The organism is Aliidiomarina sp., from assembly GCF_047920995.1.
Taxonomy (GTDB): domain Bacteria; phylum Pseudomonadota; class Gammaproteobacteria; order Enterobacterales; family Alteromonadaceae; genus Aliidiomarina.
The window spans coordinates 1-15,329 of record NZ_JBLRWZ010000019.1 but is presented as its reverse complement, the minus strand read 5'-3'; the positions used below and the strand labels follow the sequence as shown (position 1 = coordinate 15,329).

The window sequence follows — 15,329 nt, the reverse complement described above, 5'->3', positions numbered from 1 at the left end:
TCTGCATCTTTTGTGATTTCCCTTTTCTGAATCTCCATGATGCGTATAATACGCGGCATGAAAAAGAAAAAAGCAGCACCTAATACCATAGCCCTGAACAAGAAGGCTCGCCACGAATATTTTCTTGAAGATAAATTCGAAGCAGGCCTCGAACTCATGGGCTGGGAAGTAAAAAGTATTCGAGCAGGAAAGGTTAACATTTCTGATAGTTACGTAATTATTAAGAATGGCGAAGCCTACTTACTTGGAGCGCAAATTCAGCCACTGCATCAGGCTTCAAGCCATGTGGTGAGCGATCCCGATCGTACCCGTAAGCTACTTATGAAGCGTAAAGAATTAAATACACTGATTGGTAAATCTGAGCGGGAAGGATATTCGATTGTAGCCACGGCAATGTATTGGAAAGCCGCATGGGTAAAATTAGAGATCTATCTTGCGAAAGGTAAGAAATCGCACGATAAGCGCGATGCCGTGCAAGACCGAGATTGGGCCCGCCAGAAAGAACGGATGATGAAACACAGCGTGCGCTAAAAGGTGCGCACGCATGTGCAGCTTGTGTTGATATCCTGCCACTCACCATCGCTTCTGCAGGTTGCACTGCCGTTACACACCAATTCACTTGGATAATTCTGATTGCAATCAGGCCTTTGTACAAACACATGAGCCTTTTCCTGCAGTGGCGTTGATGGGAAAATAAGTAATTCTTCATTTGCCGGCTCAGCACCTGTTATAAACTGGCTAACCGTTAACTCTGGGCAATACGCAGGTTGCCGCTGCCAATTTATAAACACGGTATTCTCGCTATACACATTCGGCGCTTTTTTATTATGCGCGCGAATACGTACCGGCTGTTGCCAAGATTCATTTTCCGCAAGGATACTACTAATCGTACAGCGTGTTGAAAGTGCGCTTAGCCGGTCAATAGCCTTCGGCTCACACGTCCACACTGCTGACGACGTGTTATCTAAATTCAGGTTAATATCACACCCATGCACACACTCATCACCCCGCAGTTCAATATGCGCATTAAACAGCGCATCAGCCTGTTGCTGATTACAACCTATGCAACTATGCAAGCTAAATGCTGTGGCATGTATGGCTTCGCACCAACGCGAGGTGAACATACAGTGTTGTAAGTTCGCAAATAAGAGCTGCAGTTCCTCCTGCAATTGAATGATCGGGGCACCGCTCTGCACTGATAGATGTACCGCTTGATTTACAACAAGGTGATCGGCGAGAGTTTCCTTAACGCTCGCATCTTGCAAATGTGTTTGCTGAACATGCATCCTCTCAACATAAGTTTGTTCATTATAAACAGTATCTGCTTGGATTAAGCCGCTTTGCAACTGCTGCGCTTGTAAATTTTGGCTATAAATTTCATTTGCATGTAGTGTTTGTGCGGTAAGGCTGGCCACCCCCATTTGCTTAGTTTTCAGCACTGAGCTCGCCAACAATTCACTGGTTAATGCATTAGGGTTCAACATTTCTGTTTCTATGCTACCAACTTGCGCATGCTCTAACACAGCAATATGCTTCACCCTGCTCCGCTCGATAATTGCTGATGTTATTTCTAATTGCTCTGCTTGCATTTCATTCAGCTCAGCTGCTGCGCTACTCACTGCGGTAATACTGGCGGTTTCGGTAAACAACTCATGAAAATTACCTTCCTCAATGTTCGCCATTGCCGCTGCAATGTTCTGTGCGCTGAACTCCGCAGCATCATACAATGAATGGCCGCTCATACTCAGGTGAGTATCCATTCCTAACAGAGAGTTTACCCGAGTTAAATAATCAGGATTCACATCAGTTTCCACTTGCCATCCGCCCAAAGGTTCAGTAACCAACGTCAATAGCAACCAATCGCTCTCAACACTGCTACCCGCCAACTTGCCTTCAATACGTTGCAGCATAGCGTTGCTCGCAAGCTGCACGCGAATATGCGGTGCTGGATGCAGGCGGATTTCAAAACCATGAACATACCGATGAATTACTTCAGGTAACACCAATAGCGGCCATGTTTGCTGTTTTTGGTAATGGTTCAGCGCACTCAAGCGTACTTGATGCAATGTTTCTATCATCAACTCATCTTGGTGCTGAAACGATCTCGCCTGTTGGTAGAGAACCATTCCGAGCCAAGCACTGAAGATTGCTACGATTACTAACAACAATGAAAGCAACGCGTAGCCAACTTCGTTACTGAACTTACTGTGATGGTTACAGTGCTGCACGATTCGCGCCCTGTAGTTTCAGCAACTCATGCAATAATGCAGGTTCTTGCTCACGGTATCGTTGCCCTGCAATCAAGGTAGCAGTGGCAAGACGAAGATAGGCTACCGCCAAGTTATTCTGCGCAGGTAGCAAATCAGGTTGATACAATAACGCTTGCGTGTATGCGTAACGCGCCGCTTCAATCCGTTGTTCTCGTAAATGAATATTGCCGAGAAGCAGCCAACTTTGCGCATCCTTACTGTTGGCGTTTAGTAGCTTACGCAGTGCGCTTTCAGCACTGAGCATATCGCCACGTTGATAGCTTGCAATCGCTTCATTTTCCCATTGGTTCTGCTGCTCATAAGGTAGTTGATTTGTGCTTGAACAGGCCGCCAGAAGTATTATTAAACTGGCAAAAATAATAATTTTCATGTAATTGCATCCTTGTAATATTCAGTAAAGCCATGGCCCGCCAATACGCCCACAGGTAACTCAATCACACTGTAAGCATCATGCCGGTACCGACAGCTCGCTGGGCGAACTGCGCTATCAATAGCAATCAGTTGACGATCTCGGTTGAGCCACAAGAGATCGATACTTTCGCGCATACCAAAGGTATGTACACTGTTGCACGGTATAAGCCACACACCTAAACATGGGCCTCGATTACGCCACCCCATCAAACGTTGCCAACCAGTACTAGCTACTTTTACTTGTCCTAAAAACTGATCGCCACACGGGCTTTTTGCTATAAGAACGGCTAAATCACGATATCGATTGAGCCGCACTCCCCAGTGATTCATGTTATTCCTCCTTGAATTGGTTACCTTGCTCCTAAGTCGTTAAACACTGCTATCCGCACGGGAATTGGTTCTTCCTATTGGCTAATCCGTATTCGCGCCCTTAAATTAGTTACCCCACATCACTTTACCGATGATCACGCCTATGAATGGCAACAGCGTGGCTGGAAATATGAATACGATCAACGGCAGAAGCAGCCGCACCGGAGCCTCTTGCGCTTTACTTTCAAATTCCTCAGCAATCTGTAAGCGCCCTAATTCTGCTTGAGAATTCAGTAGTTCCGCTAACCGCCCACCATAACGATTCGATTGCACCAGTAAACTCACGAACATAGCCATCTCTGGACTTGGCAAACGCTTTCGTAATTGCAGCATACTTGCAGCAAAGCTTTCACCGCGACGCGCACGTTGCAGCACCATGCGCATTTCCAAGTGCAGTGCATTAAATGATTTTGTTGGTACTTGTTGAAGTAACTTTTGCAGTGCTGAAGTAAGCGGAAATCCGGCTGTTAGCAGCATCGCCAAAGTGTCCATAAAAGCGGGCAACGCATAACGCGCCTGTTGCGCAGATTTTTTCGTGAGGTGGCGTTGAAATAGAAAGTGATAACTAGCCAGAAAAGGTTTGCGCAAGTAAGGATGAGCAAACAACCTTAGCAAGGCGCGAAATATAAGCATGAAGATCAGAAAACAGCTCACAAATGCTGGCAGAACCCAAATGTAATGGCTGAATGGCACCGGCACGATATTCATTATAGGGGCACCTGAATACGCAACATTCGGTTAATCAACCATTGCCCTATCGTCAGCATAATTACCATGCTAATCGCAATTAGCCATCCCAAAGGATGCTGCATTAACTGCTCCACAGTGCTTGTTTCTATCACCCATAGTACCAATGTTAGGAACACAGGAAGAATAGTCATCACTCGGCCTTGCATTCGGCCTTGAGCACTTAAACTTTGCATTCTCTGCTGTAGATGCTGTTTCTTCCGCATACTCCCTGCTAAACGCTCTAATAAAGGCGCCTGTTGACCGCCTGTACTGTGGCCAAGCGAGATTGCTGCCACCATACGGGTACAATCGATTGAGGGTAATCTGTGCTCTAATTCAGCTAACGCAGCTTCAATCGTGTGGCCTAGTCGAAGTTGGCGCAACAACAAGCTAAATTCTTGACCTATCGGAGCGGGCATCTCTTGGCTAATGAAATGCATTGCCGATTGCAAACTCGCTCCCGATCGCAAGCTATTAGCTACCAGTAACAACGCGTTGGGAATTTGCTGCTGAAAGGAAATATCTCGCTGTTTGCGCAAATACCGATACATCTGCCAAGGGGCAGCACCAAATATCAGCAATCCAACCAAGTAACTTAGCCAACCGCTATTGAATGCAAGCAACACGAGCATAGCCGCCATCATAGTAATGCCCCAAAAGGCGATAAGTTGACGCACAGGAACGAACAAAAATAGTTCCGTTAAACCCTGCTGCATTTTATTTTCGTAAGTTTGCTGATAATTTTTTAATAAGCTAGCAAATACTGATTGGCATGCGTTAACCAACAAGATTACTGACACACCAAACATCACGCCAATAAAGGTCACCATAATTCACACATCCATGTGCTTTCGCGGTTGTTGTTAAATATTCTCGGCGCTTTCCGAGTTGCTATACCACTGAATAAATTCGCTGCGTTGGCTATCGTTCAGCTGTTCACAAAATTTAGGCATATGCTGGGTGCACACATGCCTTTCTGCCAGCTTGTTGTAGAGAAATAAATCCGCTACCTGCAGCACATCACCGTCACTTCCCTGCAACTCGGATATAGCGGTAACAACCCGTTTACCATTTGCTAAGCGAGTAACCTGCACCAACAATTGCACGGCACTACTGATTTGCTGTCGAATCGCATTTAACGGCAGATCAACGCCTGCCATTAACACCATCGTTTCAAGGCGCCGCAAAGCATCACGCGGGGCATTTGCATGTAACGTAGTAAGGGAGCCATCGTGTCCTGTATTCATTGCCTGCAGCATATCTAAACTTTCTCCAGCGCGACACTCGCCTACCACAATACGATCAGGCCGCATCCGTAGTGCATTAATCACTAGTTGCCGAATGCTCACGCACCCTTCTCCCTCCTGATTCGCAGGCCGTGCTTCCAGACGCACCATGTTTTGATGGTGTAACTGCAGCTCAGCAGCGTCTTCAATTGTGATCACTCGCTCATGTTCAGGAATAGAATCCGCCAGTATATTTAGCAAAGTGGTTTTGCCGCTACCCGTGCCGCCGCAGATTACGATGTTCTGCCGCATGATTACCGCAAGTTTAAGTAGCCGCGCTGCTGGCACAGAAACACTATTCGTGGTAATTAAATCCTGCATTGTTAAGGCGTTGCTGGCGAACTTACGAATGGTAATGCACGTGCCCTGAACTGCGAGCGGAGGAATAACGCCATTCACTCGCGCACCGCTCGGCAAACGAGCATCTACCATGGGTGTGCTCGCATCAACCCTGCGCCCTAAAGGCGTAACAATACGTTCCAGAACACGGCGCACCGCCTGCTCATCGTGAAACTGCATCCTACTTAATAGCAGCCGGCCGGCTTTCTCCATATAAATTTGGTTGTGCCTATTCACCATAATTTCAGTAATTTCTTCATCGCGCAGCAATACTTCCAATGGCCCTAGCCCCACTAAATCATCGAGTACCCGCTCAACAATTAATTCCTGCTGCGGCAACAACGCGGTAAATTGCGAGCTAGTTTCGATTTGTTGCCGTACAGCATCACTCAATTGTGCGCGCAATTCGCAATCACTTAGCAGCTCAATATTGCTGTTATGAAGGTTGAGCGTGTTTTGTACTTGCTCCAACAGCTTTTGGTAGCATTCCTCAACAGCAAATTGTGCGCGAGTACTTTTCTCGGTATCAATAGCTAATATCGTGCTCATGCCAGTTTCCTTCTTGCATTCCAACACAGCCTAAAGCATTAAATTGCTGCCATAGAGTTTTCTCAATTTGTGTGCGTTCGGCAGCAGCTTGTTCACTCTCGTACAGATTGCGAGGCGTAATAAATACCACTAATTCTGTTTCCTGCTGCTGTTGCTCACGATAGCCCAACATACGCTCCAAATAACTTGGCGTACCGGGAAGTGTGCTGGCTAATTGGCTAGCTTCTTGGTTCACCAGCCCTGCAATAATTAATGTTTCACCAGCTGTAACGCTTACGATAGTTTCCGCACGCCTAGTTTTTAGACCTGGAACTCCTTGCACGGATACAGCAAAATCTGGTTGACTCAATTCACTGATCACTTTCGTACGAATGCGTCCATCGGCTAGCATTACCGGCTCCACCTGCAAATACACCCCGTAATTCTTGAACTGCACTTCGGTTGCTCCCTGTAAGGTTATTTGCGGGATTGGAATTTCACCTCCAGCCAGAAACTCGGCCACTTCACCACTTTCCACCCGTAATTTTGGTGTGGCCAAAACTCTACCTTCACCTCGCTCCTGAAGCAGCTGCAAAGTGCTAGATAGAGAAGCTGCTATCCCCAAATAGCCATAGTTGCCTGGGTTTAATGTACCTAACAATGCTTCTTGCCCTGGAATGCTAGCAAAACCCTGCTCACCCACAGCTCGAAATAGGCCGCCACCGCGCCAATCTGATATTACTCCTAACGCTGGGCCAGCAGTACTTTGTTGCCAGCGCATGCCAAGTTTTTGCAAACTCCGCCGATTAATTTCATACACTTTCACTTCGAGCTCTAACGTTGCTTTTACTTGTTCCTGTTGCCGTAACTGATGCAGGTGCACAGTGCTATGCTGCTCAGCAAGTATCTGCAGCTGGGTATAGGTATCGGCAGGAACTGAACCGCTCAACCATGCATGCCCGGTTCGCCACTCCACCGTCAACTCATGCGCTTCGCTCTGGTAGGCTTCCAGTTGCTGGCTAAGCACCATATTGACGCGGGGAACAACCATTACTTCAGTACGCAGTTGGCTGCCGTTCTCTAACCACCACACTACTTCCGAGCTACCCTCCGCCAGAGCGATAAGCAAAACCTGTGCATTTTCAATAACCCGTGCTTCCAAAATGCTAGGGTTAGTTACCGCTACGCGTGTTACAGGGTGCTCATGCTTAATCACTTCAGCACTCCCCTCGCTGAGCTCTAATTTAGTTAATTGATAATGTTCTTGTGCTACTGCTAACACTGCAGTACATGCAAGCAGTAAAGGTACACAGGCAAATAACCGTAGTTTAATATTCATGCTTTTCTGTCCCCCAATGCAGTGATTGCTGCTCAACAACCGGCCAAATCGGTGCGGCTAAAGTTGCTAACCCATCCATTCTTGGTTGCTGCCCTGCATTAATAACCTCCACTTTCGATAATCTAGGTAATGTAACAATGCGAACTTGGTCGTTTGCATCTCGGAGCACTGGCAGTAATTGCTGCTGATCTGCTAATTGTTTGAGTAATGCTAAGTTTGCTAATGGCACAGCCAATGTAATTTGTTGATACTGGGGAGCCGAGTACATAGAGCCATGCTGTGAAACTGTATCGACAGCTGGGGCTACGCGCTCTCGTATGCTTCCTGTCGCTAATACCTGTAAACGTTCATTAATCAGCGTAGCTCTTTCTTGCTGATGGTGATAAAGATCTACTACATCGCCTACTTGCAGCAACCCCGCGTGGCTTTGTAAAGAATTCACTGCGAACGAGAATGGCACCATGCCCGCAGCAAGGCGCAAACGATGTTCTGCCGGTGTTGGTTGTAAATGTAACTTTTGGATAGGAACACCAGCAGGTATTGCTGCACCAATATCTGCACGCAATCTAACGCCCAAAAACTGCGCAATATCTGCTGGATGAATACTATCAACGGGCACCATGGTTGCATCAAGTTCGCGCACACGAAGATGTTCTTCGTGCAACACATCCCCAGCGGTAAGCAAAATGCTCGCTACCACAACCGGCGTCTTTGCTACAGATATTGGTTGAGATAATTGCGTTGCCAAATAAGTTTGCTGTTCGATGCTTTGCACATGCCGCACCAACAAATAGATAGCTAAAATCGCACACAACAAACCTAAACACAGTGGTATCAGTAAATTACGTAATCCATCCCGACTAATCATGACTGCCTCGGAACTGCTCCACTTGCGTTAACAACACAGAATCTTCTGCTTCTCGCCAACCAGCCATAGAAATATGCACGTTAGCAGTTTCTGCCTCTATAGCAAATCCGCCTGCATACAGGTCTTGGGTTAGAATGTTTGCGCCGAGAGTATAAATGCGGTTTAGTTCTGTTCGGTACACATCTTCAATGCCGCGAGACACTCTCCACATAGTGCTTCGATTCATGCCATCAAGAGTGGAAAATATAAGTTGATACTCAGCGGGGCGAGGATTGTGCGGTTGCTCAACGGGTGAAGCTTCTGACCAAATAAAGCCATTTTCGTGCTCTAGAAAACTAATCAAGGAAACCTCATTAACACAGGCGTTTTGCTCTACGATTGATATGGGTTCACAGTTCGGTATTGCCGCTAGGTTCTGCTGCAATTGCTGCAAGCTAGCCTGAACAGGCCAGGCTAACATCCGATACCCCACTACCGAGGTTTCAGTTACTGTGCCGCTGATGGCTATCGAATTTGCGAGGTAGGTTGGTTGCGGGTTGCGATAGACGAACTCGCTCCCATCGATCTGCGCCAGTGCTTGTATATGTGCAACTGCAGTAGGAAGTACAATAGCGAGCAACAGATAAAATCGTGGCCGCATAAATCCAGCTTGAAGTCGTTTTGCGAAATAAATCATTCGCAGTTGCTCCCATTGGTAGAGCAAAGCGCACCTTTGGGAACAACATCTACGTTGACAAAACCAAGTTGTAATTGATCGCCACGAAACTCACGCGCAAACGGTAAAATACTTACCAACGCTTGTAAGTTATGAAACCCTAAATTGTGTAAGTGATGTGTGGTGGTAAGCGCTTTAGGACGATTTACTAGTTCATTCAGGCTACGCGGCGCCCAGCCATCCGCTAGGCGTAAATAACTCAACCAAGGCCGCTGTTCATTCTGTTGTGGGAAGCTCTCGTTAACTTCAGCATCATTATCCACCACCGAAAGGCTAACATGTTCAAGCGTACTTAACGGCAAGCTAAACCCATTTTGTGATGAGAGCATACCCCACAATGGCGCAACCGCTTTAGCGAACCGATACTCACTAGTGTGCTTATGGTTCAGCGAATATTCATCACTGAGAACCAAAGCAAACTTATTCTGATAATCGATAAGCTGCAGCGGTTCATGACCACTAAATTCTCGTAATGGCTGCTGCTGTAAATGAATGGCCAAGATTTGTTGAGCGGCATAGCGTTGTTGTAGGCTGCCATATAAGTTTGGCAGCGCCAAAATCATTGCTGTGGCGAACACACTCATCACTAACGTGAGTTCTACCAGAGCTTGTCCGTAAGCTCGTTTCATAATTGTGCTCCAATTAACCTGCGTTCTGCTTCCAATATATTCTTTCTACGCACCTGCCAAAGTGCATTATGTAAATTAGCGATCTCTTGTTTATTATCTTCACGCGCCCACAGTTCCTTCGGGCGATGGAAATACAACTCAACTCTGCCAACACCCCATTGAGGGGTTCTATCCCGTTCTACCTCTTCTAAGCGCTCCCGCACAACTACCGTGATTTGCGGCGCCCTGCGCGTAGATTGATAACGAAAGTAGTGTGGGCTGCGATGTTGGATCTGCAAGTTTTGTTGCTTACGCACGGTATACCGCGACGTAGTCCAATTAATCCGATAGCTATCACCATATCCGTGGCTGTTTCGTGCCGAAGGTAATCGTTGCTGTAGATAACTTGCTCCGCCGCCAATCGGTAAATACTGGTTATGCAGTAAATACCGCAAATGCAGTTGCGATGTATCTAAAGATCGCCATGCGATGCGCCCATCAGCCAGCGTGCTAATTTCCGAGCCTCCTGCTTTATGCGCAGCAACGTTAAACGCACTAAACCACCGATAAGTACGTTTACGGCTAAATGGATCCCGGGAATCAGCCACCATATCTACGTAATCTTCTCGGTTGCTTGGGCTTGTTGTAGCGCTTTGCATGCGCAGCCAAATATTATCTAAATCCAGTAAGGTTTGATGATTCATCAACACCACTTCTAAGCTCTCGTCAGTGCCCTCTACAATATCAATTGCTGTAGCAACACTCGCTAACCAGCTGGCCTGATGAAATACCTGCTGGGCACTCGCAAGCCCATGAATTACCCATTGTTGCAGCACTATAGCTCTTCTCACCCCGGTTCTCATTGGCTCACGCATCTGGTTCATCAGTTGGGATAACTTCGCCGACACGCTGTTTAAGTAGGGAATCCAAACCGTTACCGTGGCAATGTTAGTGCTAGTTTGCCGGCTCATTTCATACCAAGTATGCAAACCAATAATTTGGCCAATCGCCATTTCATTCGCCAACATGGCACGATTCAATATGGCTTTCAGGTTCAAATCTCGCGCCGCAATAACGCCCATGCTTTCAGCAGCATAATGCGCCACCTGCTCTATCTCAGTTTGCCGCTGTACCTTTTGCGATAATGCGATGATCTGCATTAATACAAAAAGGATGCCCACAGCGAGCAGTGCAGTGAGCAATAAATACATGCCGCGCTGCCGTTGTTTACTCGCTGAGTGATTAGCTACAGCATGCTTAGCCACCGGAATTAGTGGCTTCATCGTAGTTGCTCAAGTTGTATTCACGGTTCGCTTGTTGCGCTGCTTCCTGCGCTGCTGCGCCAGCTGCATTTACTTGGCTAGTTGAAGAGCGCCCCGATATTTCCTGAGCAACGCCTGCCATTTGGTTACGCACTGTTTTACCGAACAATGAATATACGCCGATAGCAGCAACTACTACTAAGGCAAGTACCACAATATATTCGGTCATGCCTTGCCCGCGCTTTTTACGAAGAGAACGATCACAATATGGATAACGGGTTGGATACGCTGAACGTGTTTTCATAGCTCCTCCATGAGCCTAATGCATTAATAAATGGTAGCTGCAAACTCGTGCAGTACGCACTAATTTGCAGCAACATTCTTAGCATAGCCTCATGCAGGAAGGAGGGGTAGTTCGTGGGGTGTTTTTACTCTATTGCCAAATATTTATGCAGTTGCACCGATAACCGCCAGTTCCGTTCAATACACACGCGAATGGCTAACTCTGTAGCCCGCGGCTTTTGCGATATCGGCTGCAAACAGATGGTTACGCCCGGGCGCGGTGGCTTTTCAACGAGTAGCGCATCTAATTCATCTACGTGTTTCTGCATGGCCACGGGAAATTTAACTTCATCGGCGCGCTGCATGGCACTAGCTAGCATGGGGTAGCCACCCGGCATATTCAGTTTCGGCGATACGGTTACCCAAGTTTTCGGGCTTGTGCGCACCTCGAAGGTACCACTAGTTTCAATTTGAATCTGATAACCGGCTGCTTCAAACGCTTCTGCCAGAGGGCGCAAATCATACATGCACGGCTCACCACCGGTGATTACCAAGTGTTTGGCGCTGAAGCCAAGTTCGTTCGCCTTGGCAAGAATTTCTGCTGCGGATAACTCGAAGTAACGCGCATCGGGGCCTGTTTTCGCAATTACATCGGCTGCTGCAACTTTGTTTTCCGCATCTTTGCTCCAGGTATGCTGGGTATCACACCACGGGCACCCCACCGGGCAACCTTGCAGCCGCAAAAATACCGCCGGCACCCCGGTGTATACGCCTTCACCCTGAATTGTTTCAAACAGTTCGTTCACCGGATACAGCATTCAATTTTCCTATACATTCAATTTTGCCGTATTATAGCAAACTGGATTGTGAAATAGGCCAAAATAGCACGCAGCTAGCCTATAGAAGTTTACCTGAGCCTCAAGGAGCGCAGTTCCCCCATGAAAGAAGCAGCCTCAACGCACCCGAACAACAGCAAAACCGCGGTAGTTATTTATTCTGGCGGTATGGATTCATTTACGGTTTTAAATCGGGCAATTGCGGATGGCTTTAAGGTATATGCGCTTTCTTTTCATTATGGCCAGCGCCACAGCAAAGAATTAGATTGCGCCGCTAGCGTGTGTGCAAAACTTGGTGTACCCCATAAAGTAGTGGATATTCGCTCCATTAACACCTTGTTAGCCGGCTCTGCACTTACCTCAGATATTGATGTTCCCGATGCGGATTATGCTGAAGGCAATATGCAAGCCACAGTAGTGCCGAACCGCAATATGATTTTACTCTCGTTGGCGATTGGCTACGCGGTTTCTATTGATGCCGATGAGGTGTATTACGGTGCTCACTCTGGCGATCATGATATTTATCCAGATTGTCGGCCAGAGTTTGTAGAGGCCATGAATACCGTGAGCAAATTGGCGAACTACAAAGAAATTCCGGTGCGCTCGCCCTATTTGTACAATAGTAAAGATGAAATTCTCGCCGATGGCCTTGCCATGCAATTAGATTACAGCAATACCTGGACCTGCTATAACGGCCGTGAAAAAGCCTGTGGTAAGTGTAGCGCCTGCCGCGAGAGGCTCGCGGCATTTGCGCAGCATGGCTTAACCGATCCTATTGCGTACGAGTAAAGCGTTGCAGCAACTGCTGGGCATTTTTCCAGCGTTGGCTGCCTTTCAGTTCAGCTAAACTATTAAACGCACTTTGCCCTTTTAATGCCTGCACCGCATCTACTCGTGGTGCAGGAAAAGTAACCTGCGCCAGCACTTCTTTTGCCGCAGCCTGATCATTACATACCAAGAGTAAATCGCAGCCTGCCTGCAGCGCCTGCTCGGCACGTTCACTTACTGTGCCTGCCACTGTGGCACCCGCCATTAATAAATCATCGCTAATCAAGATACCCGAGTAATTGAACTGCTCCCGCAATATGGTTTGCAGCCAATATGGCGAGAACCCTGCAGGCTCTGGCGCTACCTTGGGGTAAATCACGTGCGCTGGCATAATCGCTTGTACATGCCCTGCTAGCTCGGCAAATATTGCCGCATCGCTAGCGAGAATTTCTGCTAAAGAACGTTCATCTACCGGCACTGCAATATGTGAATCCGCAACTACCGTGCCGTGCCCTGGGAAATGCTTGCCGGTGGCGCGCATTCCGGCTTCATGCATACCGCGAATAAACGCCTGCGCTATCCATACAATTTTGCCTTTGTCGGCAGAAAAAGCGCGATCGCCGATTACTTCGCTTGGGCCGTGCAAATCAAGTACTGGGGCAAAGCTGTGATCCACACCACAGGCTAATAATTCACTTGCCATCAGCCAGCCTAACTCGCGCGCTAACGCAGCTTGTTGCGCTTCACTGGTACCTACTTGCTCAATTTCACCCATTGCCGGAATCGCCGAGAAGCCTTCTCGAAAGCGCTGCACTCTGCCGCCCTCATGGTCTACCGTGATCAAAAGATCACGTTTAACCGTATCTTTTATATCTGCGGTTAATTTAACCAATTGTTCAGGATTCTGATAATTGCGAGTGAATAGAATAACCCCGGCTACGGCCGGATTATTCAGCAGATTTCGATCTGAATCGGTGAGCTCCGGGCCCGGAAAATCGATAATAAGTGCGCTCATGTATTTGAGTTACCTTAATTAAAGTGTATGTAAACCATGTGAAGCAGCGTAACTAAGATTTTCCCCGCAGGATACCTCAATCAGATTTTAATCGCCTAGTATTTCTAGTAATCATGGCGTAAATTAATAGGGAGGTTTATTTTTACCACCACGCTATTAGCAAGAGAGAGATTATGCGCGTTAGTAAAGCATGCAATGCTCAACTCAGAAAAAGTTATCGCCTTCTCGCGATTGCAGGCGCAGCCACATTTTTAGCTGCGTGCGGCAGTGACGATGTATTTACTGGCGAGCCCCCCTTACTTACGAATGCTCAGTGTTCTGTTACTGGGCAAAACCAACAACTACTGAATTTTATGAACGATCGCTATTTGTGGAAAGACGACATGAATAGCAACATTAATCCGGCGAGCCAAAGCTCGATTTACGCGATGTTGAATGCGCTTCGCGCGCCGCAAGATAACTTCTCATTTATTATTACCGAGCAGGAATACCAAGACCGTTTCGTTGATGCGGTATTCTTTGGTTTCGGCTTTGGTAGAAATGATCGGCAAGATTTAGGCCTGATTGAAATCCGCTACGTGTACGATGGTTCACCGGCTGCTGAAGCAGGCCTGCGCCGAGGTGATGTGATTACCGAAGTAGATGGTGTGCCAATGTCTACTTGGTTTAGCCGTATTAATGCGGGTACCGCAACATGGGCCACGGTATTCGGGCCCAACGAAGAAGGTGTTGAACGCACGATTACTGCACGTAAACCCGATGGCTTTGTGTTCACCGAAACGATGCGGAAAACGGCGGTAGAAACTAATACAGTAATGGCCACTGAGCGTTTTACTATAAACGACAAAGAAGTAGGTTACTTTGTATTTGATTCCTTTATTAACCGTTCAGAAAGCGATTTAAATACCGCATATGATCAGCTTGAAGGTGTAGATGAACTCATTATTGATTTGCGTTACAACAGTGGTGGCTTAGTACGAGTAGCCAATCAGCTAGCCTCGCAAGCGGCATGGAATAACGTTGAAAACGAAATATTTCTTACCTACCAGTACAACGAAAACTTCCAAGATCAAAACTTCTATTTTGATCTTGGCCCAGGTGTCGCCCAATTAAACTTAGATCGGGTATACGTACTTACCACAAATTCAAGCTGCTCCTCTTCGGAACTGGTGATTAATTCATTAACGCCGTTTGTTGAAGTAGTAACCGTGGGTGACACCACCTGTGGTAAACCAGTTGGCCAACAACCAGGGCAAATTTGCGATAAGATCGTATTCGCAATCACCTTTCAAACTGTTAATGCAGAGGGGTTTGGGGATTACTTTGATGGCCTTCCAGCAACATGCCAAGTGGCCGATGCCATTGTTGGCGATTGGGGCGATATGAACGATCCACTGCTTGCTGAGGCTGCCTATCATCTTAGTAACGGCGCCTGTAGTGCTGAGTTAGCAGCTACGGATGGCGCAATGAGTAGCGCTGCAGAGGTAGAGAAAGCGGTTCGTGCGAAAATAACCGAGCATCCGCAAGTAACAAAATGGCGCACAGAACATTAATTTTGTTCAGTGCGCCATAGATTCTTATAGCAACAGCCCTAGAATAAATACCGCGCGGCTAAAATGGCCGCGCGGTAAATTTCCCTTTCAACATATCATCTGCAGCAAAGCTATCTACCGCAATTGCTCGCATCCGTAATGTTTCGGCTTC

The 15,329-nt window shown here is 47.2% G+C and carries 17 protein-coding genes; 3 read left to right on the top strand and 14 right to left on the bottom strand.

Going from position 1 to position 15,329, the window contains the following annotated elements:
- Nucleotides 1–57: 57 nt before the first annotated feature.
- Nucleotides 58–531, top strand: a complete 474-nt coding sequence (gene smpB / locus ACNA7P_RS06695; protein ID WP_416257886.1) for an SsrA-binding protein SmpB — start codon at nucleotides 58–60, stop codon at nucleotides 529–531.
- On the opposite strand, the gene ACNA7P_RS06690 is transcribed toward smpB, so the two are convergent.
- The 13 genes from ACNA7P_RS06690 to queE all read right to left on the bottom strand — a co-directional run bounded on the left by ACNA7P_RS06690 (nucleotide 528) and on the right by queE (nucleotide 11,824).
- Nucleotides 528–2,228 carry a hypothetical protein gene (locus ACNA7P_RS06690; RefSeq protein WP_416257850.1) on the bottom strand — a complete coding sequence of 567 codons (1,701 nt, stop codon included), beginning with the start codon at nucleotides 2,226–2,228 and terminating at the stop codon, nucleotides 528–530. The genes smpB and ACNA7P_RS06690 overlap by 4 nt on opposite strands.
- On the bottom strand, nucleotides 2,215–2,640 hold the full coding sequence (locus ACNA7P_RS06685) for a hypothetical protein (RefSeq protein ID WP_416257849.1): 426 nt from the start codon (nucleotides 2,638–2,640) through the stop codon (nucleotides 2,215–2,217). Before ACNA7P_RS06685 ends, ACNA7P_RS06690 begins: the two co-directional genes overlap by 14 nt.
- A complete protein-coding gene (locus tag ACNA7P_RS06680; RefSeq protein ID WP_416257848.1) occupies nucleotides 2,637–3,011 on the bottom strand; it encodes a DUF192 domain-containing protein in 375 nt (124 codons plus the stop codon). Before ACNA7P_RS06680 ends, ACNA7P_RS06685 begins: the two co-directional genes overlap by 4 nt.
- 105 nt (nucleotides 3,012–3,116) lie before the next feature.
- Nucleotides 3,117–3,758: a type II secretion system F family protein gene (locus ACNA7P_RS06675; protein ID WP_416257847.1), complete on the bottom strand. Its 642-nt coding sequence runs from the start codon at nucleotides 3,756–3,758 to the stop codon at nucleotides 3,117–3,119.
- Nucleotides 3,758–4,609, bottom strand: a complete 852-nt coding sequence (locus tag ACNA7P_RS06670) for a type II secretion system F family protein (RefSeq protein ID WP_416257846.1) — start codon at nucleotides 4,607–4,609, stop codon at nucleotides 3,758–3,760. The genes ACNA7P_RS06675 and ACNA7P_RS06670 overlap by 1 nt, the downstream gene beginning before the upstream one ends.
- Nucleotides 4,610–4,642: 33 nt before the next feature.
- Nucleotides 4,643–5,953, bottom strand: a complete 1,311-nt coding sequence (locus tag ACNA7P_RS06665; RefSeq protein ID WP_416257845.1) for a CpaF family protein — start codon at nucleotides 5,951–5,953, stop codon at nucleotides 4,643–4,645.
- A complete protein-coding gene (locus ACNA7P_RS06660; protein ID WP_416257844.1) occupies nucleotides 5,931–7,271 on the bottom strand; it encodes a type II and III secretion system protein family protein in 1,341 nt (446 codons plus the stop codon). Before ACNA7P_RS06660 ends, ACNA7P_RS06665 begins: the two co-directional genes overlap by 23 nt.
- Entirely contained in the window at nucleotides 7,261–8,139 is an 879-nt protein-coding gene (gene cpaB / locus ACNA7P_RS06655; protein WP_416257843.1) for a Flp pilus assembly protein CpaB, read from the bottom strand. Before cpaB ends, ACNA7P_RS06660 begins: the two co-directional genes overlap by 11 nt.
- Nucleotides 8,132–8,779 carry a hypothetical protein gene (locus ACNA7P_RS06650; RefSeq protein WP_416257842.1) on the bottom strand — a complete coding sequence of 216 codons (648 nt, stop codon included), beginning with the start codon at nucleotides 8,777–8,779 and terminating at the stop codon, nucleotides 8,132–8,134. The genes cpaB and ACNA7P_RS06650 overlap by 8 nt, the downstream gene beginning before the upstream one ends.
- Before the next feature lie 32 nt (nucleotides 8,780–8,811).
- On the bottom strand, nucleotides 8,812–9,483 hold the full coding sequence (locus ACNA7P_RS06645; RefSeq protein WP_416257841.1) for a hypothetical protein: 672 nt from the start codon (nucleotides 9,481–9,483) through the stop codon (nucleotides 8,812–8,814).
- Nucleotides 9,480–10,745 (bottom strand): hypothetical protein, encoded by a 1,266-nt coding sequence (locus ACNA7P_RS06640; RefSeq protein WP_416257840.1) that lies wholly within the window; start codon nucleotides 10,743–10,745, stop codon nucleotides 9,480–9,482. The genes ACNA7P_RS06645 and ACNA7P_RS06640 overlap by 4 nt, the downstream gene beginning before the upstream one ends.
- Complete coding sequence (locus tag ACNA7P_RS06635) at nucleotides 10,720–11,028, bottom strand: pilus assembly protein (RefSeq protein WP_416257839.1); 309 nt, start codon at nucleotides 11,026–11,028, stop codon at nucleotides 10,720–10,722. Before ACNA7P_RS06635 ends, ACNA7P_RS06640 begins: the two co-directional genes overlap by 26 nt.
- A 124-nt stretch (nucleotides 11,029–11,152) precedes the next feature.
- A complete protein-coding gene (queE, locus tag ACNA7P_RS06630) occupies nucleotides 11,153–11,824 on the bottom strand; it encodes a 7-carboxy-7-deazaguanine synthase QueE (protein WP_416257838.1) in 672 nt (223 codons plus the stop codon).
- Between the two features lie 120 nt (nucleotides 11,825–11,944).
- On the opposite strand from queE, the gene queC reads away from it, so the two are divergent.
- Entirely contained in the window at nucleotides 11,945–12,631 is a 687-nt protein-coding gene (gene queC, locus ACNA7P_RS06625; protein WP_416257837.1) for a 7-cyano-7-deazaguanine synthase QueC, read from the top strand.
- Here the strand turns inward: queC and nagZ are convergent.
- Entirely contained in the window at nucleotides 12,615–13,625 is a 1,011-nt protein-coding gene (nagZ, locus tag ACNA7P_RS06620; RefSeq protein WP_416257836.1) for a beta-N-acetylhexosaminidase, read from the bottom strand. The two genes, queC and nagZ, sit on opposite strands and share 17 nt — an antisense overlap.
- Before the next feature lie 173 nt (nucleotides 13,626–13,798).
- Here nagZ and ACNA7P_RS06615 point away from each other — a divergent pair, with 173 nt between their 5' ends.
- Nucleotides 13,799–15,178 (top strand): S41 family peptidase, encoded by a 1,380-nt coding sequence (locus ACNA7P_RS06615; protein ID WP_416257835.1) that lies wholly within the window; start codon nucleotides 13,799–13,801, stop codon nucleotides 15,176–15,178.
- Nucleotides 15,179–15,329 lie beyond the last annotated feature (151 nt).